Below are 19,434 nucleotides of genomic sequence, written 5' to 3' on the forward strand. Positions count from 1 at the left end.
GATGATGGCCCGACCCGCCGCGAGCTCGGAGCGGACCAGTTCGACGTCGCAGTTCTCCCGGAGCGCCACGAACCGCATCTCCTCGGTAATGATCCCCGCTCGGGCGTAGTGCATCTGGGTAACGGTGCGGCCTTCCATGGAACGCAGCGGCACCGGCTGGGAGCCTTTCCATTCCTGGGATGCTGCACCACGCCGGATAGCGGAGCGGCCGTCGTCGAGCAAGTTCCTCTCACGGCCAGTGTAGGTTTCGACATCACCGCGTCCCTTGACCCAGGAGGCGCGTAGCGGGGGCAGTCCGACAACCGGGTCACTGCCAGGTCCAGCCGTACGGTAGACCTGCAGCGGGTTATTTGGGGTGCCGCCGGGACTGTCCTCCAGCGAAATCTCCGTGACGGGGACGTGGAGGTCGTGTTCCTGATTGTGGACGTAGGCCAGGGCGTGCTGAGCAGATGCGCTCATAATGGGATTCCTCTTCCTTCGCCGGCATTACCCGGACAGGTTCGACGGTCGCAGGCTGCATCAGCCCGATCTCAGCCCCTGCATCAGGGCTCCCGTGTGGACGTATCGACCATAACACCCGGGTGACAGCAGTCACGACCAGGCTTCTGCGGGCATGGTGGGGAGCTGACGTGGGCGACTGGCTTGATTCATGGGGGAGCGAGGGGATTACCGCCAGCCAAGCAGATAGTCCGTTGACAACATCATTGAAATTCCTCGAAGGAAGAGTCAAGGCGATACCGCTTGAGTCCATTCCTAGCCCCCTGCAGCTCTGCTGGCTCGGCCTGAGACCGGTGTGAGTGAAAATTCCCTGTAGAGCGATGGGTGCCAGCAGCATTGTGAAGCCCTGTCGGGCTTCACGGTTACAGCTTCATGTGGAAAGGGTCACATGTCAACGGGCGCCGGCGTAGTACCTTCCCAGGACCTCGGCCTTCAGGTCGAAATAGGTGCCGTCCTCGATCGCGGCGCGGGCGTCGTCGACCATCCGGATCACGAAGCGCTCGTTGTGGATCGAGATCAGCGTCGCCGAGACCATCTCCTTCGCCTTGAACAGGTGGTGGATGTAGGCCCGGGTGTAGTGGGTGCAGGTGTAGCAGTCGCAGCCCTCCATCAGCGGGGTGAAGTCCCGCTTGAACCGGGCGTTGGACAGGTTCCACCGGCCGTCGGGCACATAGAAGGCGGAGTTTCGGGCAACCCGGGTGGGGGAGACGCAGTCGAAGATGTCAGCGCCGTTTTCGATCCCAGTGAACAGGTCATCGGGCTCGGAAATGCCCAGGAGGTGGCGTGGCTTCGCCTCGGGCAGTTCGTCCGCACACCACCCGAGGATGGTTCCCAGGTTCTCCTTCTCCAGGGCCCCGCCCACGCCGAACCCGTCGAAGTTCATCGCCCCGAGGTCCCGTGACGCCTTGCGCCGGAGGTCCTCATACTGCGCGCCCTGGATCACTCCGAACAGCGCCTGGTACGGTTTGTCAGCCCGCTCGGTAGTCAGCCGCTCATGCTCGGCGATGCAGCGTTCCGCCCACAGTCGGGTCCGTTCCAGGGACTCCTCCTGGTATCCGCGGGAGTTCATCAGCGTGGTCAGCTCGTCGAATGCGAACATGACGTCGGCCCCGAGTTGGTGCTGCACCTGCATCGAAATCTCCGGGGTGAACCGGTGCCGATCGCCGTTGAGATGCGAGACGAACCACACGCCGTCGTCGTCGATGTGGGCCAGGCGCTCCTTGCCGACCGCCACCCGGTCGTCCGCACCGGCGTGCTCGGAAGCGGCGGCGGCGTCCATGGTGATGACCTTCTTGAACCCGGAGCCGAGGCTCATTACCTGGAACCCGCCGGAGTCGGTGAAGGTGGGCCCGTCCCAGTTCATGAACTTCCCCAGCCCGCCGGCCTCGTCCAGGACGTCAGCCCCCGGCTGCAGGTAGAGGTGGTAGGCGTTGGCGAGCAGGGCCTGCGCGCCGGCCTCCTTCATGGATTCCGGCAGCACCGCCTTCACGGTGGCCTTGGTTCCGACGGCAATGAACGCCGGCGTCTGGATCTCACCGTGAGGTGTGGTGATGGTCCCGGTACGGCCGTGCAGGCCCTCGCCTGCCGCGGTGGTCTCGCTGAGGCGTTTACCGATGGAAAACGAGAAGTCAGATTGTGGCACCCGCCCATCTTCTCAGCAATCGGCGGATGGTCTCCACGACGGTCAGTCGACCCTGGACGTCTCCAGCGGGTCGGAGGAGGGGTAATGCTCCTTGCGGAAACTGTCCCAGGTGTCCCAGGCCGAGCGCAGCGCGTGCGCGCCCAACCCGTAGGTGGAGATGACGGCAAGGCTTGACCCGGGACCGTCGAGGGACGGCTGGTCGGCCACGATGACCAGCCCCTCGCCATGGTCCGCGTACTCCGCCACGGTGAGGCCGAGCTGGTTCTCCGTGCGGAACCACACCGTGCCGGTCAGCTCGTGCCCGTTCGGGAGGCTGAGCGAGTAAGAGTCGCCGGGCTGCTGCAGCTGCTCGGCATTGAGCTTCTCGATGATGGACCCGCCGTCAGCGGGCGTACCCGAAAAGAACGCGGTACGCCGGGTGTTCGAAGGATGCCGCTCGAGTGCAAACCGCAGTTGCTGGAGGAAGGTGATCCAGCCCTCCGTGACCTCATCCGCTTCGGCTTCGACGCGTTCGATGGTGACCACGCAGCCGTCCCGGACCGGTTCGATCTGGAAGGTGTCACCGCCGTCGACCGTCACAAAGGTATGGTCAGGCCCCTCGATCACCGAGGGCGCGAAGTAGATGGAACGGATCTCGGCGTCCAGGGTGTCCGAGTCCCAGCCGTGCCACTGGCGGACCAGCCGGGGTTCGCGGAGCATGAGCCATACCTGCCGTGCATCCGCGTTGATGTGGACGCTGAGGGGGTTTGCGGGTGCAACGGGCTCATCCCGGGCGGGATGCTGTTCGGTGCTGGACTGTCTGAGGGAATCGGCCGGCTCACTCATGCGCGCCACTCTACTCCCGCATCTGCGGGTTAACCAGAGGCTGCGGTTTTCGCGCCCAGGGCACGGATGGCGAGCAGTTCGTGCCCGATGCGCCGGTCCAGCGCCTCGGCACTGAGGGTTTCCGAGCCGCCGTGCGCCCGCAGGTACAGCAGCACGGTCAGGCGTAGTCCGCGCCAGTCCTTTTCGGCCGCCGGGTCAGTGGTGGACCGCGCGATTTCCCGGTCGTACAGGTTCGGCTCGTTGAGCTGGCGCTGCCGCACCGCTGCGGCCAGTTTCGCCTTCAGCGGGTCTGTCTCGGCGTCGTCGGCCGTTCGCAGGGCAGCGGAATAACCGGCGGTACGGGAGGGGTCGCCGTCGTTCTGGGTGAGGTGGGCGGCGAGCGCAAGGCACCCCTCGATGAGGTTCCAGCGGCCAAAGTTGCCGTCGAACGGCTGGTCGGTCAGCAGGTCGCAGACCTTGAGCGCGCTGACGGCATCGGAGAGGTCCACGTAGAGGGTCATGGCGAGGTCGCGGATGTCCTGCAGGTTGCTGCCGGACTTGAAGTTCACGCCGCGGGTGAGCCGCTCGGAAAGCTCGTGGACCCGCGGGCTCTCGGGGTGCACGGCAGCCACGTGGGCAATCAGCGCCTCCGGCGATCCCTCATCGGTGACAATCTGCGAAAGTTCCTCGAGTGCCTCGGCCTGAACCGTTGAACCTGTGGCGATCCGCACTGTTTCACCTGATTCCAGCGTGGCCACTACAACCGCCGGAACACCGAAGTCATCATGCTCGACGGCGGTGTCCACCACTTCGCTGGTGCGCTCGCCTCCCGGAAGGAGGAGCCTGCGTCCGGCGCTCACTGCCTCCGCTGCAAGCGGTTGTACGCGCGCGTCCACGTCGCTGTCGATCATTGGAATGTCCTGCCTCACTGCACCTGTTGCCCCCGGTCCACGAACGAGTCCGGTCTATAAAGAAACGGTAACGCCTCAGCGGCCCCATCCGGCGTAGGCGAGCGCCTGGCGCAGCAGGCTGTCGCGGCCGCCGGAGAACTCGGAGCTCACTTCAGAGCTCAGCGCCTCCTCCGGTGTGAGCCAGGTCAGCTCGAGCGCGTCCTGGCGGGGGTTGCATTCCCCGGTCACGGGGATGAGGTATGCCAGTGCGACGGCGTGCTGCCGGTCATCAGTGAGCCCGGTTTCCGAGGGGGAGGGGAAGTATTCGGCGACTGTGAACGGCGTCGGGCACGGGGGCAGCTGGGGGAGGGCGAAGGGACCGAGGTCCTTCTCCAGGTGCCGCAGCAGCGCCGCGCGGATGGTTTCCCGGTACATCACGCGGCCGGACACGAAGGTCCGCACCATCTCACCCTGCTCGTTGGCCTGCAGCAGCAGCCCCACCTCGGTGACGTATCCCAGCGCGTCACACCGGACGGGGATGGCCTCCACGTAGACCATGGGGAGCCGGCGGCGTGCCTCGTAGAGATCGTCCTCGTTGAGCCACCCGGGATTGGGATCTGGTGTGCGCAGGTTCATACCTTCAGTTTTATAGCAGACCCGCTGCGGGGTGACCCGGACTCGCTGTACTTCGGCCATTGGCTGAATCGGCGGACGCTCTCAGGACCCGGTGTCCCGGGTGTAACCGTAGAGGTCCTCCTGCCACTCGTTGATCCAGATCCTGCCGCCGTCCGGGTTGGGTACTCGCAGCGATCGCCCGTAGTTCTCGTCGATCAGGATCGTGGCGGCGGGGGTGCGCTGCTGGAGGACGGTGATGTCCCCGGTGAACTCGAAGGCGAGCTGTGTTCCGTCCGTTTCCGCTTCATGGACAGCGACGAGACCGCCGTTCTTCGCCACGAAGTCGATCCAGGATCCCGTGCGGGAGCTGATCCTCTGACGGGCACCGATGTCGCTGAACACTTTCGCACCGGCCGCCGGGTCAGTGGTGTACCAGATGGGCATCACCGCCAACCCTTCCTTCACCGGCGCTGCATCGGCGAGCTGCGCCTCGTACGCGAGGAACGTCCGCCCGTCCGGTGCGGTCACCTGCGCGGCCGGCCCATCTGCCGTATCGACGACGACGGCGGCGGTCCCCGCTTCTGCTGTGCGTCGGGCGAACTTCGTGACCGACCCGACCTCAAAGCTGAAGCTCAGTGACGGCTGCTCCGCAGTATGCAGGGCAACGTGTCCGCTGTCCGCGGCGAAGACCCGCCAGCCCGGTGCATCCTCAACCTGGCGCAATCCGAGTGCTGTGAAGGTGTCGGTGAAGGCGTCGAGGTTCGGGGTGAAAACGATCGGCCGTACCCTGAGCATTATTTGTCCTCTACGTAGGTTCGAAGAACGCGCTCGACGAGTGCCGAAAGGCTCTGCCCTTCGTCGATGCTTCTGTGCTTGACTGCACGGACGAGGTCCGCCGGCAGGTAGACGTTGAACTGCACTTTGGCTTCCGGTGGCATGGCTAAAATGCTAGCAATCTAGCCACGGACGGTCCAGTACCCTGAACGCATGGCCGCCGAACTGCCCGAACTCCTTCTCCCCGACGCCCGCGAATGGCGGGCGTGGCTGGAAGAAAACCACGCGTCGTCGTCGGGCGTCTGGCCTGTCCTTCACAAGAAGGGCGGCACGGTGACGGCACTGACCTACGCTGCTGCACTGGACGAGGCACTGTGTTTCGGTTGGATCGACGGACAGACCAGGAGGCGCGACGGCGAGAGCAGCTTCCAGCGCTTCACGCCCCGCGGCCCGCGGAGTATCTGGTCGCTGCGGAACGTCGGCCACGTCGAGCGGCTGGAGGCCGAAGGCGCAATGCGCGATGCCGGTCGCGCCGCCGTTGAGCGGGCGAAGGCGGACGGGCGGTGGGATCGTGCCTATGCCGGGTCGGCGAGCGCCGTCGTGCCGGATGATCTGGCCGCCGCAATCGCGGCGAACCCCGATGCGCAGGCGATGTTCGAGGTGCTCTCCGCACAAAACCGCTACGCGCTGATCTTCCGCCTCGGTCAACTCAAGACGGAAGCGGGGAGGGCAAAGCGAATCGGCGCCTTCGTCGACATGCTTGCCCGGCACGAGGCCCCATATCCGCAGAAGCGGAAGCCTTGAAGGGCCAGAAACGAGGTTCGGGGCCCCAGCGAGCCGCGGTTCCGGTTCACGCTCCCGGGTGGGACCGTCTCCTCAGCCTGACCGCGACGGTAGCGAGCGCGATGGCGGCGGCGGCAAGGCCTGCGGTCACGGCCGTCGTCGTTGATTCCGGGGCACCGTTGGCGCGGCCCACCGTAATCCAGGCCAGCCCCCAGGCAATGGCCGCCGCCACCGCGAGCCGGCCGTTCCCGCGCAGGGCGAGGAAAACACCGACGACGGCGACCACGGCCAGGATGGCCGCTGCCCACAGTTCCGGAGGCACTCCGAAGCCGGCGAAACCTGCCGCGACCAGGGCTGCTGTGATGTTCGCGCAGACCGCAACGCACACCCACCCCAGGTAGAGGCCCAGGGTGCCGTCGGTGACGACGCCGTCGGCGGCGGTGACGGGTGCCCGGGACGTGTAGATGACAAAAGCGGCGGAGAGCACTGCGAGCAGCGCAAGGATGATCAGCACGCTGACGGCGAGCAGCCCGGCCTGGACGGACAGGATCCACGCAGCGTTCAGCAGCATCGACGCGGCGACCCACCAGCCGAGCCGTCGCTGACGGTGCGAGGCCCGCTGGGAGGGGAACCATTGGTAGACGGTGTAGGCGCCGAGCCCCGCGTAGATGACGCTCCAGATCCCGAACGCCGGGCCGGCCGGTGCGAGGAGCGTGGCATCGGCGCTCAGGGCTCCGCCTGCAGCCTGGTCGATGGGAGTGCCGCCGAATGCGCCGGAGCCGATTGCGGAACCGACCACACACAGGATGAACGCGGCCGTCACGCCGGCCTGCCGAACCGCATCCGAAGTCATGGCCACCATCTTCCCGGACCCTGCGGGGTTCCGTCGGCGACGCTCAGATGGCGTGCTCCAGGTAGGAGACCGTGCCTGACAGTCCGCGCCGGTGCTCATTGGCTACCCGTCGGTTCAGTTCTTCGGTCAGTTCATCTCGTCTGAACTCGGTTTCCATCTCAGCGCCGCCGCGCAGGTACTCGGCGTCCAGCTCGCGATGCACTTTGCTATTGAGTACGTGCAGTGCGCAATCGTCGAGTGTGCTCAGGTCTTCGGGGAATGGCTCTGTGGGATCTATCTTGCTGTTGTAGCTCATGACTTTCCTTGTCTGTTGGCCCGGTGCCCTGCTCCTTTGCGAGGTTGTGATCCTCGAGGAGGAAGGCCTCCGGGTCCGCGAAGTCACCCGGAACTGCGGTCGGTGACTTCGGACTTCTCTCATCGGTTCGCCAATAGGGGTGCCGATGACGGTTCACGCCGGGAGTGGCGTGGATGATGCCGGCTGTTTGGACAGCCGGAGGAAGGGACGAGGTTGGGCGGGCCGCCACCGTTCAGGTGGGGTGCGCGTGGCGGCGGATCCTGCTTGCTGAAGATTCGCCGGAGTGTCCGGTGGAGCTGTGCCGTGCGGTCAGACGGCGGTGGTGCGAGCGATTTGCAAAAGGGGTGACTCGACTCCCCTCCGTCCTCACGCTACAGCACAAAGCCTTGATGAGGGGGATCGGGGACCATTTTCCACTCAAGACACAGCGGCCGAGTGGGTGTTTGCGCGGGGGAAGACACCTCGGCTGAGCGTTGCGGCGGAACGGCAGGTCTCAATGGGCTAACGCAGTGTGCTGCCCACGATCCGGCGGGCAACCAGCTGTTCGATTCCCGGCAGATGTGTTGCCCGTATTATCCATCGGCGCAGGAGTTGCTTCGTCCGGTTGGCGGGGAGGAAGGTTGATGCGGCGCGCCTCCCGGCTGCCTGGGCCTCCTCGACCACGGGCCGCCATCGCCGTTCGAATTCGGCAAGGGCCGGGTTGATCTCCTCGGCTGAGCGGATGGGGGCGAGGATATCTGCCAGGAGAGCGGCACCGGCGATCGCGAGCGAGCCGCCCTGCCCGGCGAGGAGCGACACCGCCCCGCCGGCATCCCCGAGGAGGACGGTCCGCCCCTTCTGCCAGCGCGGCATGACAATCTGGGCGACGACGTCGTCGTACGGATATTCGGGACACAGCGCCAGCAGCCTGTCGGTTGTGGGCCCGAGCCCGGTAAATTCGCGGCGCAGCCGCTCTCTGGGGCTTTGGTTTCCTCGGCGCCCCGAGGCTTCCGAGGCATCCCGGTACGCAAGAAATACCGCGACCTTGTTGGAACGGAGACTGTAGAGGCCGGCCATCCGGTCGATCGTGTCGGTGAGGATGAAGCGGTTCCGGAATTGGGCGTTCAGGGCTGGTTCCGTCACGATGAAAGCGGCAGCGCGCATGCCCAGCGGGCGAAGGTACTCCGATTGGGGACCGAAAACCTGCGCACGCACGTCGGAATGGATGCCGTCAGCACCGATGAGTAGGTCTGCGGCCACCGTCGCCTCGGGCGGGCCGGCGACCGAGACACAGGCGCCGTCGTCGGTACTTCGGACGCTGGAAACTGCAGCGCCGTAGCGGATTTTCACCCGCCCGGAGGGCACATCGTCCAGCGCGGCGAGGGCGGCTTGCTCAATGTCGGGACGGAGCAGGCTCAGGAGCTTTCCGCCGGCAAACCGGGCGAACTGGTCATAGTCGAGGCGGGACGTGGTCCGACCTGTGGCATCGACATAGTCGACTGACCCGACGCGGTACGCCGCTGCTGCGAGCTGCGGATAGAGGCCGATCCGCTCTGCGGCTTCCACCCCCGGTCCGAAGAAATCCATCATGTAGCCTTCTGGCCGGGGTCCCCCAGATTTCTCCAGAAGCTCGACGTCCCAACCGGCCAGTCCGAGTTGGCGGGCGGCGACCAGGCCGGCAATGCCCGCACCGGCTATCACCGCCTTCATGCCCTGCCTCCTTAACGGGATATGTCGGTGCAGCTGAGGCCCCATCTGCTGGCCCATTTTTGACCTCTTCCTCGCAGGCTGTCCAGCGCGGGTGCGCCGGATTGCCTCTGGCCCGTCCTCGGGTTCGCGCCCCGGACCGGAAGCAACCAGACTGGTCCCCATGGAACGGGCGCGTGTAAAGGACTGGTTGATCGGTGCTGCCGGAATGATCCTGGTACTGGTAGCTGCGGTAGCGATCCTCTGGCTGGCGGTGAGCGCACCCGCCGGCAGTGCTGAACCGGATCCCGCGCCGTCGCCTGGAGCGGAGACCGAACCGACACCCGATGCGGCACCTCCGGGGGACCTGGGCGAGGAGGAGACCTGGCTGGCCGACCTCGCCCTGGACGCCGGGACAGTGGTGACTGCGGGTTCGACACTCCGTGACGTCCGTGCCGTCGGGCAGGATGTGGTGACCGGGCCGCGAGGCCTCATCGCCGGACGGCTCACCGTGGATGCCACCGTGCCGTTCGAGGTTGTCGCCGCTGAGCTCGGCGAGGGGACCGTGGTCCAAGCCGCCGGCGACGGTCAGGCAACGGTGGTCCGCACCGTCGAGGCACTGGGCCGTGAGCTGCGCGTGGTCGCCACCGGCACGGTGGAGGTCGACGCCGGCCGGCTCGTGATGGAGCCGCGCTCGATCGACTTCGGCGGACCGCACTTCCTCTCCGAAGCCGTCGCCGCCGTTGTGCGCACGTTCGTGACCATCGAACACAGCATCGAGGGGCTGCCCGAGGGGCTCGTCCTGCAGGACGTCACCGTCCAGGACGACGGCTTCCGCGCCAACCTCAGCGGCGAAGACGTGAACCTGGCTTCCTAGCACCCAGAGAGTGGGATGGTGGCCGGACAGCGGTCCGGCGATATGGTCGAAGCAATGCAACCCGAAACGCACGCTTCCGAAATCCCGCAGGCGAACCCGCTCACCGACGGCTTTGTCAGGGTCCGAGGCGCCCGGGAAAACAACCTGTGCAACGTGGATGTGGACGTCCCCCGCGACTCGATTGTGGCGTTCACCGGAGTGTCCGGTTCGGGCAAGTCCTCGCTGGCCTTCGGCACCATCTATGCCGAAGCGCAGCGGCGTTACTTCGAGTCGGTAGCGCCGTACGCCCGCCGGCTCATCCAGCAGGGGCACAATCCCAAGGTGGAGCAGATTACGGGCCTGCCTCCCGCCGTCGCGCTTCAACAGCGCCGCGGCGCGCAGAGCAGCCGCTCCTCTGTCGGCACAGTGACCACGCTGTCCAACTCCGTGCGGATGCTCTTCTCCCGGGCAGGCAGTTACCCGGAGGGCGCCGGGCAGCTTGACTCGGATGCCTTCTCTCCCAACACCGCTGCGGGTGCCTGCCCGGAGTGCCATGGCCTGGGCGTAGCGCACACGGTCAGCGAGGCGTCCCTGGTGCCGGATCCATCGCTCAGTATCCGCGACGGAGCCATCGCCGCCTGGCCTGGCGCCTGGCAGGGGAAGAACCTCCGCGACATCGTCACCCATCTCGGCTACGACGTCGAAACTCCCTGGCGGGAGCTGCCGAAAAAGGACCGGGACTGGATCCTTTTCACCGAAGAGCAGCCCGTGGTGGAAGTGACTCCCGAGCGCGACCGCGTTGCCAAGCCGTACAAGGGCAGGTTCTGGAGCGCCCGGAGCTACGTTCTCCACACCCTGGCCGATTCGAAAAGCGCCTCCATGCGGGAGCGCGTGCTGCAGTTCATGCATACCGGACCGTGCGAGCGGTGCGGCGGCAGCGGCCTGAGAGCCGACGCTCTCGCCGTGACGTTCGCCGGGAGGACCATCGCGGAGCTCAACGCCGTTCCGTTGACGGAACTGGCCGACATCATCCGGCCCACCGCGGAACTGACGTCAGCCGGGACGGCGTCGCGCAGGCGGGCCTCAGGCGAAGGTGACGAGGTGGCCGTCGCCCTCACGCGGGACCTGCTCCAGCGGATCACGGTACTTCTGGAATTGGGGCTGGGCTATCTCGCACTTGGCCGCTCCACGCCCACCCTCTCGCCGGGGGAGATGCAGCGGTTGCGCATCGCCACCCAGCTCCGGTCCGGCCTCTTCGGGGTCATCTACGTCCTCGATGAGCCCTCGGCCGGGCTGCACCCCGCCGACGCCGAGCCGCTTCTGACGGTTCTGGACCAGCTCAGGGTCTCCGGCAACTCGGTGTTTGTCGTGGAGCACAACATGGACGTGGTGCACCGCGCGGACTGGGTGGTGGACGTGGGGCCGCGCGCCGGCGAAGGCGGCGGCGAAATCCTCTACAGCGGCCCCGTGGCCGGCCTCCGCGACGTTCCCGGGTCGGTCACTCGGCCCTTCCTCTTCCCTGAGCAGGCGGACGGAACCGACGACGACGGCGACTCCTCCGAGCCTGGAAGTGGCAGAAATTCCCGCAACGGTTCCTACAGGGAAGCCGCCGGCTGGCTCGAACTGAGTGGCATCAGCCGGCACAACCTGCGCAGCCTTGACGTGGACTTTCCGCTCGGTGTGCTGACTGCGGTCACCGGGGTGTCCGGCTCCGGCAAGTCCACGCTGGTCAGCCAGGTTCTCGCCGAGGTGGTCGGTGAACGGCTGCATCCGCGGGATGCCGCACCGGAAGGCGCGACGACGGCGGAATCCCCGGTCGGTGCGCTGAAGGTGGGATCCTTCCCGGGGCGGAACCAGCTGGACCGCCTGGTCACGGTCGACCAGAAGCCGATCGGCCGGACTCCCCGCTCCAACCTGGCGACCTACACCGGGCTGTTCGATGCCGTCCGCAAGGAGTTCGCCGCGACGGACGAGGCCCGTGCCCGGGGTTACGGCGCCGGACGGTTCTCCTTCAATGTGGCCGGCGGCCGGTGCGAAACCTGTCAGGGAGAAGGTTTCGTCGCCGTGGAGCTCTTGTTCCTGCCCGGCAGTTACGGGCCGTGCCCGGAGTGCGGGGGCTCGCGGTTCAACCCGGAAACGCTGGAGGTCCTCTACCGCGGCCGGAACGTGGCCGACGTGCTGCTGATGACAGTCAGTTCTGCCGCAGAGTTCCTCTCCGACGTCCCCTCAGCGGCACGCAGCCTCCAGACGTTGCTGGAGGTGGGGCTGGGCTACCTCCGGCTCGGACAGCCCGCCACGGAGCTGTCCGGAGGCGAAGCGCAGCGCATCAAGCTGGCCACCGAAATGCAGCGTGCCCAGCGTGGGCACACCCTGTATCTGCTGGATGAGCCGACCACCGGACTGCACCCGGCCGACGTCGAACTTCTGATGGCGCAACTGCACCGCCTGGTCGACGCCGGCAATACGGTGATTGTGGTGGAACACAAGATGGATGTGGTGGCATCCGCGGACTGGGTGATCGATCTGGGACCGGCCGGTGGAGACGGAGGCGGCGAGGTGATGGCGGTCGGCACCCCCGCCGCCGTCGCGCGGTCGAAAAAGAGCCGGACGGCGCCGTACCTTTCGGCAGCGTGCCGGTGGGACACCGAGCCAGCCAGCTGAGGAACCGGGGGCGGGGGCTCCGAACCGGTCAACTCTGAGTCACACGACGCGCCAGCATCTTCCGCAGCGCCGTCCCGGAAGCGATGATTGGGCGATGACGACCTTTTCCGGCAGGGAGTTCGAAGGCGCCACCTTCGTCAAGGCGAGCTTCAAGGGCGCAACCCTGCGATTCTCCGATGTGAGCGGTGTGACGATGCGCGGCGTCGACGTGGACGGCCTCGATATCGACAGCCATGACCTGTTCTTCGGCAGTCTCCTCGTCAACGGGGTGGACGTGGTGCCGCTGGTGGATGCCGAGCTCAACCGGCAGTTCCCGGGCCGCGAGCTGCAGAAGGCGCAGACTCCCGGCGGCCTGCGCGAGGGGTGGGTCGCGGTGCAGTCCGCATGGCAGGCCACGGTTGCGGGCACGCCGCCGAACCTTGTGGACGCACACGTGGAGGGTGAGTGGTCCCTGGCCCAGACCCTGCGCCATCTCATCCTGGCGACCGATGCCTGGCTCCGCGGGGCAATCCTGCAGGTCCAGCAGCCGTTCCACGAGATCGGGCAGATCTTCACCGGCGCAGGCGAAATGGGCTTCGACATGTCAATCTTCCGCACGGACCCGCCCGCCTACGAGGAGATCCTGGCGGTGCGGGCCGAGCGGCAGAAGATGGTGACCGATTTCCTGGCCACCGCCACCGAAGAGCAGCTGGAGGAGGAACGCGAGAACCCGTGGGGCGGCGGTGACTGGCGTCCCAGCGTAGGTGACTGCATCCGGGTGATCCTGGAGGAGGAGTGGGCGCATCTGCGCTACATCCGGCGGGACCTCGCTCTATTGGGCTGACCTGGGTGAGGCGGGTTAGAGCTTCCACCCGCCTAACCCGAAAAGATCGCATGGGGTCCGTGCATAGATTCCTACCCGGGCGAGCGGTTGGCGCTTACCTCCAGTTCGCGGATCGTGAGATTCCGGTAGACCGCTGACCCGCCGTCCACATACAACCGGATGCTGTTGTCCTGGACGGGAGGGAAAGCACGGTGGGAGTGCACCATCCGCCCGTCGTCGAGGAACAATTCCACGCTGGCGTTGTCCACGAGTATCCGGAATGTCACCCGTCCGGTGGCAGGGTCGATGGGGGTTTGCGATTCACCACCGTCTCCGGGGTTGAAGGTGGGGCGCCGGTTCACGTACGCGTAACCGCCCTCGAGATAAGCGCCTACGGCAAGATGACGCGCGCCGCCGGGCGCACGGCGCAGTTGAAAACCGATGTTTGCCGGCTGCGCAGCGGGATCCCACGTGATGTCACAGGACAACTCGTACGCCGTGGACCGCACGTCCAGGTCGAGATGACCGGTGAGCTCAACGTCCCCGATATGGTGTTCAGCCGTCACGTAGTTCCTGAGGGCACCAGTTGGCTGGGAGGAGAGGTAGTACATGCCGTCCCGGTCGCGTTTCAGACTCAAGTCGCGGACGATCATGTCATCGCCGTTATAGCCATCGGTGACCATGCTCGGAGCATTGTGCGGGTAATCCCAGAAGTTGGCCCATCCAATAACCCGGCGGAGAGCAGCGTCCTCTGTCCCATCCGTGGAATGGTGGGGATAGGTCACGGCACCGTAAAAATCGAAACCCCAGTCAAGCCACTGCGGCTCCTCATGGTCCGGCGTGAATGTTGCACCATCGAAGGTCCCGGTCCAGTAGGCGTAGGTCGCGGGAAGGTCGCGGAACTTGGCATTTCCGCTGATCCCGAGGATCCAGTGGGAACTACCGTCTGCCGCCTCCATCTGGAAAAGGTCAGGGCATTCCAGCAGTCCGAGGTTGTCTCGCCGGAATTCGCCAACCTCGTTCCAATGGTGGAGATCCGGCGAAGCGTAGAACCCGATCCGAAGTCCTTCCGCATTCGCCATGAACCAGCGGGATCGTTCCGCATCCCAGATGACTTTCGGATCCCGGAAATGCTCAGTCCCAGGGTTGGCGAGGACCGGCGTCGTTCCTGCGGGTTGGAAAGTGCGTCCCCGGTCTGTCGAGTACCACAGGTATTGAGCCTGCCCTGTCTCACCGGGTGCCTGGGTGACCAGCGCGATGACCGCCCCATGACCGTAACCTGCCGTGTTGTCATGATCCACTACCACGCTCCCGGACCAGCAGTCGCCGTTGCTGTTGCTGTTTTTGGGAATCGCTACATCGTGGTCGGTGAAGTGCACGTGATCACGGGTGGTGGTCAATCTCCAGGCAGTGCCGAATCCGCCTTCAAGGTAGTCGGCGTTGTAGAGGTAGTAGTAGAGGTATTCACCGTCGATGTAGATCGGTCGCTGAGGGTCGTTTTTCCAGTTGTCGGGGACGCTGAAGTGGTATGCGGGCCGGTAGGTCTGAGCTTTGCTTCGCCCGGCCGGCGGCGGGGTTGCGGGTGCATGTCCGGGACGCAGCGCGGGTGCCTCCTTGGGTGTGCTCGCAGTGGCTGGGACGGCACCCAGTGCGAGGCCGCCTGCGCCGAGGAGCATGCTTCGACGGGGGATTGAGTGAGCAGGTGACATGGGGTCCTTTCGGTCGTTGCGGGAAGTCCGGTGGAAACTACGGCCTGAGTTTCCGAGGATTCGAAAAGATTCCAGCCATGCGCCAGGCGTCTCCCTTACGCAGCCGCACGGTGCCGGTAGCGGACAGTCGGATTGCATCGCCGTCGAGGGAGGGATAAACGCGCGCGGTAAGCGGTTTGCCGTTGGCGAAGATTTCCAGCGCTGAATGGTCCACCAGCACGCGTAAATGCAATTTCCCACCAGCCAGGGGAACCGGCCCGGACTTGTCCTCGGCATCGACGTCAGGATCGAGGCTGGAGGTGGAACGGTCCAGACGCAGGGTTCCCGCCTCGTCGCCGTCATAGCCGACCTCGACGACCGTTTCCTCAGCTGTGCTGCCGTCGCTGTTCACCGCGGCGAGCAGTCCCAGGCGGAAGCCGGCACCGGGCTCGAGTTCCAGGTCAAGCTCCAGGTCCAACTGGTTACCCGCGACGCCGTCAAGAATCTCGGTTGTCCCCAGGGAGCGCGGAGTCAGGGACCGGTGGTCCCGTCGCAGGGATGCAATCTCCGCAACCGGCGCGAAAGACAGTTCCCCCTGTACCTCCTCGGTGATCCTGGGCAGGCTCATCACCCCGGACCAGCCGGCGGCCCGGACGGCAGACTCGCCTCGGCCCTCCTGTAGCCAGCCGAACATAATCCGACGCCCCGCCTGGTCCTCGAAGGACTGCGGCGCATAGAAAAACCGTCCGCCGTAGTCCAGACGGAGCAGGGAATAGGGGGAGAACGTGTCACCGGTATAGGTGCCCGTCCAGTACAGCGGATGGCGGGTGTCGCCCTCATGCCAGGCGGAGAAAACGAGTATGTCGCGGGTTCCGGACCGGAATAGGTCCACACACTCCCACATAGTGCCCTGCCAGTCCGAGGCTTCGGGTTCCTGGGCCGCAGCGTTCCCGACCAGCAGCGGACCGAGGTAGGTCCAGTTCCTCAGATCAGCCGATTCATAGAGGAATGCCGCTCCTCCCTGGCCGGACACTCCGGACCCGATCACCTGACGCCACTTGCCGTCCTGCTTCCAGACGCAATGGTCACGGAAGGCGGGGACGTCCACACCGGGAGGGGGCGCTGAGATGACCGGGTTTTCGGGCAGCTTCGACCAGGTCCGAAGATTGGGTGAGCCGACGGCCACGCACGGCAGTTCAACGCCGTCGTGCCGTCCCGAATAGATCAGGGTGGGGACGCCGTCGTCGTCCACCAGGACTCCGGACCAGCAGCCCTCGGCGTCGGGGCCGGCAGACGGTTCCAGCGCGACAGGTTCGTCGTGCCAGTCCACCAGATTGGTGCTGGAGGCATGCCCCCACATGATGTTGCCGTGGAAGGGCCCCTCCGGGTTGTACTGGTAGAAGAGGTGGTAGGTGCCGTTCCACTGGGCGACACCGTTGGGGTCGTTGAGCCAGCCCGCCGGGGACACAAAGTGGAAGCGCGGCCGGTGCCGGTCCGCTTCGGCCAGCGCAACCAGCTCGTCCTGAGGCTGTGGGGATGCATTCCGGCCGGCGTTGGCCTGGATCAGGTCGGTCATGAGGCCTGCGTTTCTGTGAGTGCGGTGGAGGGCGCCACGGTGTGGCTGGTGGATGCATTTTGCGGGCGGTACCGGTGGCAGCGCACCCAGTGCGTGCCCGTATCGCCCACCAGGTGCCGGACCGGTTCGCTGGAGGAACAGGGCTGGTTGCGGTCCCCATCGAACGCGCACGACGGCGACTCCATGACTGCCGCACGGAGCCGCGCCCGCTCGGCCGGGTCGTAGGAGCCGCTGCGTGCCGGGTCGGGAACAGCGGATACCAACAGCTGCGTGTACGGATGGGCCGGTTCGGCGAGCAGCTCAAGGGACTCGCCTTCTTCCACCAGTTCACCGGCGAACATGACGGCCGTGCGGTCCGCGAGGTAACGGGCGGAGGCGAGGTCGTGGGTGATGTACAGCATCGAGATTCCCTGTTCATCGCGGAGCCTGCCCAGCAGGTTCAGGATGCCGATGCGCACGGAGACGTCCAGCATCGACGTTGGTTCATCGGCGAGGATGACCTCGGGCTCCACGGCGAGTGCGCGGGCAATTGCGACGCGCTGGCGTTGCCCGCCTGAGAGCTCGTGCGGGTAGGAACTGAGCATGTCAGCGCTCAACCCCACCGTCTGCAGGAGTCCGGCAAGCTGCTCCCGAAGCGCAGGGCCCTTGCGCGCCTTCCCGTGGAGTTCGAGGGACCGGATCAGGAAGTGCTCAATCCGGTGCGCAGGGTTCAGGGAACCAAAAGGATCCTGGAAGACCATCTGCACCTGTGAGCGGTACTGCCGTGAAGCGGAGAACCGGTCCCGGCGCAGGACATCCACGCCATCCAGCAGGATTTCCCCGGAGGTCGGCTTCTCCAGCCGTGCAACACAGCGGGCGAGGGTTGATTTTCCGGATCCGGATTCCCCCACCAGGGCAACGATCTCGCCGCGTCCGATTGAAAGGTTCACCCCGCCGAGGGCGCGCACGCCGGTGCGGGAGAAAAGCCCTCCGGAGGGGAAGTCCTTGACGAGGCCCCGCACCTCGAGCGCCGGGGTCTGTGGGATGTCAGGAATGGTCATAGCGATGCTCCTTGCGCGGAGGTGGTGGGCGCGGCGCCGTTGGCCGGTGCCACGTAGTGTCCTTGTGCTACCTCTTCGAGGTCGGGGATGTCCCCGAACTTCACGTCGTCGCCCAGCCCCCGCAGGGGCACCCGCGGTCCGGTCAGCGGCGGGAAAGCGTTCATGAGGGCCTGCGTGTAGGGATGCCGCGGCGTCGCATGGATTGTCTTGGCGCCGGCCGTCTCCACGATCCGGCCGGAATTCATCACCGCCATCCGGTGTGACAGCTCCACCATGAGGGACATGTCATGGGTGATGAACAGGACCGAGAAGCCGAGCTCCCGCTGCAGGTCCTTGATCTGGGCCATGATCTCCTGCTGCACGACGACGTCGAGCGCCGTGGTCGGCTCGTCCAGAATCAGCAGCGACGGCTTCAGGGCAACGGCCATGGCGATCACCGCGCGTTGCCGCATGCCGCCCGACAGTTGGTGCGGGTAGGAGCGGAGCCGGGCCGGATCGATGCGGACCAGTTCCAGGAGTTCCGCAGAGCGCCGGAGCGATTCCTTCCGGGAGTACCCCGCATGGGTTGTGAAGATGTCGACCATCTGGTCGCCGATCGTCATGACGGGGTTAAGGGAGTTCATGGCGGACTGGAAAACCATCGCGACGTCCTGCCAGCGGAACCGGCGCAGCTCGTCGGTGTCCATCGCCAGCACGTCGCGTCCACCGAAGGTGATGCTGCCGCCGGCAATGCGCGCGGGGTTGCGAAGTAGCCGCATGATCGAGTTGGCGATGGTGGACTTGCCGCACCCCGACTCACCCGCGAGGCCAAAAATCTCGCCCACGCCGATGTCGAAGGACACGCGGTCCACCGCTGTGACGGCGCGGGTGTCGCTGACGTACTGAACCACCAGGTCGCGTACCTGCAGCACGCTCTCATGGCTGCCGAACGAGGTCTGTGAGACGGTCATGCCGAAGCCTTCCGGGTAGTAGCTGAAGTGGATCCGCCGCGCTTGCCCGCACGGAAGGTGACCTTGCGCAGCCGTGGGTTGGTCACTTCATCCACCGCATAATTGATCAGGGCGAGTGAGAAAGCGACGAGCGCAATGCACAGACCCGAGGGGATGAACGCCCACCACGCTCCGACAAGGAGTGCGCCGTCGTTACTCGCCCAGTAGAGGTTTGTTCCCCAGGACACGGTGCTGACATCGCCCAGGCCGAGGAATTCCAGGCCTGCCTGCGCTCCAATGCCGTAAATGACGCAGGCCAGGAGCGTGCCCATGACGATCGAGGCCATATTGGGCAGGATCTCGCGGAACATGATGCGCAGGGGCCGTTCCCCGGCGACCACGGCTGCGGCGACGAAATCCTTGGCCCGGATGGAGAGGGCCTGTGATCTCAGGACGCGGGCGCTGCCTGCCCACCCCGTCACGATCAGCACCAGGACCACCGTGCCCAGGCCCGGCGGCAGGAATGCTGCGAGGATCACCAGCAGCGGCAGTCCGGGCAGGAGCAGGAAGACGTTGGTGAGCAGGGACAGCGCGTCATCGATCAACTTCCCGAAGTAGGCCGAGGCCAGCCCGACGAGAAGCCCCACGAAAGTCGCTGCGATTCCCACCGTGAAGCCCACGAACAGCGAACTGCGCGCGCCGTGCATTGTGAGGGCCATGACGTCCTGCCCTTTCGCCGTTGTGCCCAGCGGGTAGTCCGACGACGGCGGTTGCGAGGCGAGGGCGGTGATCCGTGACGGATCGTCCGGGTACAGGACCGGAGCCAGCAGCGCGGACGCGATGAAAACGCCGAGGATGAGGGCGCCGGTTGCAGCCTTGCGGTTGGTCAGCAGCCCATGCACAAGGCTGCGGCCGGGCCGGCGCGTCGGCTCGGCAACCGGCGTGGTGGCGCCGTCGTCGTTGTTGGGTGCGGGCGCGATGCCGTGTCCGGTTGAGCCCGACGGCGGGCGGGTGCGCTGGGGCACCGTGGTGGCGGTGCCTTCGATTGAGTTGGTCATCGTGA

19 protein-coding genes and 1 riboswitch are annotated in these 19,434 nt (G+C 65.9%); of the genes, 4 read left to right on the forward strand and 15 right to left on the reverse strand.

What is annotated here, in order from left to right; translation table 11 throughout:
* The 7 genes from X803_RS19165 to X803_RS0110210 form a co-directional block, all read right to left on the reverse strand.
* The coding region (locus tag X803_RS19165; RefSeq protein WP_035778547.1) for a phosphomethylpyrimidine synthase ThiC at positions 1–459 on the reverse strand (459 nt) is incomplete at its 3' end.
* A riboswitch (TPP riboswitch) is annotated at positions 456–565 on the reverse strand. Its footprint overlaps the gene before it by 4 nt.
* Positions 566–889: 324 nt before the next feature.
* Positions 890–2,140: a tRNA guanosine(34) transglycosylase Tgt gene (gene tgt / locus X803_RS0110185; RefSeq protein ID WP_026545056.1), complete on the reverse strand. Its 1,251-nt coding sequence runs from the start codon at positions 2,138–2,140 to the stop codon at positions 890–892.
* 42 nt (positions 2,141–2,182) lie between these two features.
* The gene (locus X803_RS0110190; protein WP_253907445.1) at positions 2,183–2,965 is read right to left on the reverse strand and encodes an SRPBCC family protein; all 783 of its coding nucleotides are present in this window, start codon (positions 2,963–2,965) and stop codon (positions 2,183–2,185) included.
* A gap of 29 nt (positions 2,966–2,994) precedes the next feature.
* Positions 2,995–3,855 (reverse strand): DUF6707 family protein, encoded by an 861-nt coding sequence (locus X803_RS19170; RefSeq protein ID WP_035778549.1) that lies wholly within the window; start codon positions 3,853–3,855, stop codon positions 2,995–2,997.
* Positions 3,856–3,930: 75 nt separating this feature from the next.
* Complete coding sequence (locus tag X803_RS0110200; protein WP_026545058.1) at positions 3,931–4,470, reverse strand: NUDIX hydrolase family protein; 540 nt, start codon at positions 4,468–4,470, stop codon at positions 3,931–3,933.
* Positions 4,471–4,551: 81 nt separating this feature from the next.
* A complete protein-coding gene (locus X803_RS19175; RefSeq protein WP_051470647.1) occupies positions 4,552–5,244 on the reverse strand; it encodes a hypothetical protein in 693 nt (230 codons plus the stop codon).
* Entirely contained in the window at positions 5,244–5,387 is a 144-nt protein-coding gene (locus X803_RS0110210) for a ribbon-helix-helix domain-containing protein (RefSeq protein WP_026545059.1), read from the reverse strand. The genes X803_RS19175 and X803_RS0110210 overlap by 1 nt, the downstream gene beginning before the upstream one ends.
* Positions 5,388–5,436: 49 nt before the next feature.
* Here X803_RS0110210 and X803_RS0110215 point away from each other — a divergent pair, with 49 nt between their 5' ends.
* Positions 5,437–6,027, forward strand: a complete 591-nt coding sequence (locus X803_RS0110215) for a YdeI/OmpD-associated family protein (protein ID WP_026545060.1) — start codon at positions 5,437–5,439, stop codon at positions 6,025–6,027.
* A 46-nt stretch (positions 6,028–6,073) separates the two neighbouring features.
* On the opposite strand, the gene X803_RS0110220 is transcribed toward X803_RS0110215, so the two are convergent.
* The 3 genes from X803_RS0110220 to X803_RS0110230 all read right to left on the reverse strand — a co-directional run bounded on the left by X803_RS0110220 (position 6,074) and on the right by X803_RS0110230 (position 8,843).
* Entirely contained in the window at positions 6,074–6,868 is a 795-nt protein-coding gene (locus X803_RS0110220) for a tryptophan-rich sensory protein (protein WP_026545061.1), read from the reverse strand.
* A gap of 34 nt (positions 6,869–6,902) precedes the next feature.
* On the reverse strand, positions 6,903–7,154 hold the full coding sequence (locus tag X803_RS19180) for a hypothetical protein (protein WP_035778551.1): 252 nt from the start codon (positions 7,152–7,154) through the stop codon (positions 6,903–6,905).
* Positions 7,155–7,655: 501 nt separating this feature from the next.
* Positions 7,656–8,843: an FAD-dependent monooxygenase gene (locus X803_RS0110230; RefSeq protein ID WP_026545062.1), complete on the reverse strand. Its 1,188-nt coding sequence runs from the start codon at positions 8,841–8,843 to the stop codon at positions 7,656–7,658.
* 160 nt (positions 8,844–9,003) lie between these two features.
* Between X803_RS0110230 and X803_RS0110235 the strand changes: the two genes are divergently transcribed.
* The 3 genes from X803_RS0110235 to X803_RS0110245 all read left to right on the forward strand — a co-directional run bounded on the left by X803_RS0110235 (position 9,004) and on the right by X803_RS0110245 (position 13,159).
* Positions 9,004–9,696 (forward strand): LmeA family phospholipid-binding protein, encoded by a 693-nt coding sequence (locus tag X803_RS0110235; protein WP_026545063.1) that lies wholly within the window; start codon positions 9,004–9,006, stop codon positions 9,694–9,696.
* 54 nt (positions 9,697–9,750) lie between these two features.
* Positions 9,751–12,336, forward strand: coding sequence for an excinuclease ABC subunit UvrA (locus tag X803_RS0110240; RefSeq protein WP_026545064.1), 2,586 nt, complete (start codon positions 9,751–9,753; stop codon positions 12,334–12,336).
* A 94-nt stretch (positions 12,337–12,430) separates the two neighbouring features.
* Positions 12,431–13,159 (forward strand): DinB family protein, encoded by a 729-nt coding sequence (locus X803_RS0110245; RefSeq protein ID WP_026545065.1) that lies wholly within the window; start codon positions 12,431–12,433, stop codon positions 13,157–13,159.
* Between the two features lie 71 nt (positions 13,160–13,230).
* Here X803_RS0110245 and X803_RS0110250 read toward each other — a convergent pair whose 3' ends face one another.
* The 5 genes from X803_RS0110250 to X803_RS19185 are packed head-to-tail and all read right to left on the reverse strand — an operon-like array spanning position 13,231 to position 19,429.
* Positions 13,231–14,847 (reverse strand): glycoside hydrolase family 32 protein, encoded by a 1,617-nt coding sequence (locus X803_RS0110250; RefSeq protein WP_026545066.1) that lies wholly within the window; start codon positions 14,845–14,847, stop codon positions 13,231–13,233.
* Between the two features lie 37 nt (positions 14,848–14,884).
* Positions 14,885–16,402: a glycoside hydrolase family 32 protein gene (locus X803_RS0110255; protein ID WP_026545067.1), complete on the reverse strand. Its 1,518-nt coding sequence runs from the start codon at positions 16,400–16,402 to the stop codon at positions 14,885–14,887.
* Positions 16,399–17,442 carry an ATP-binding cassette domain-containing protein gene (locus X803_RS0110260; protein WP_026545068.1) on the reverse strand — a complete coding sequence of 348 codons (1,044 nt, stop codon included), beginning with the start codon at positions 17,440–17,442 and terminating at the stop codon, positions 16,399–16,401. Before X803_RS0110260 ends, X803_RS0110255 begins: the two co-directional genes overlap by 4 nt.
* Positions 17,439–18,392, reverse strand: coding sequence for an ABC transporter ATP-binding protein (locus tag X803_RS0110265; RefSeq protein ID WP_026545069.1), 954 nt, complete (start codon positions 18,390–18,392; stop codon positions 17,439–17,441). The genes X803_RS0110260 and X803_RS0110265 overlap by 4 nt, the downstream gene beginning before the upstream one ends.
* The gene (locus X803_RS19185; protein WP_084033629.1) at positions 18,389–19,429 is read right to left on the reverse strand and encodes an ABC transporter permease; all 1,041 of its coding nucleotides are present in this window, start codon (positions 19,427–19,429) and stop codon (positions 18,389–18,391) included. Before X803_RS19185 ends, X803_RS0110265 begins: the two co-directional genes overlap by 4 nt.
* Positions 19,430–19,434: the final 5 nt, after the last annotated feature.

It is taken from the genome of Arthrobacter sp. 35/47 (genome assembly GCF_000520475.1).
GTDB lineage: Bacteria > Actinomycetota > Actinomycetes > Actinomycetales > Micrococcaceae > Arthrobacter_D > Arthrobacter_D subterraneus.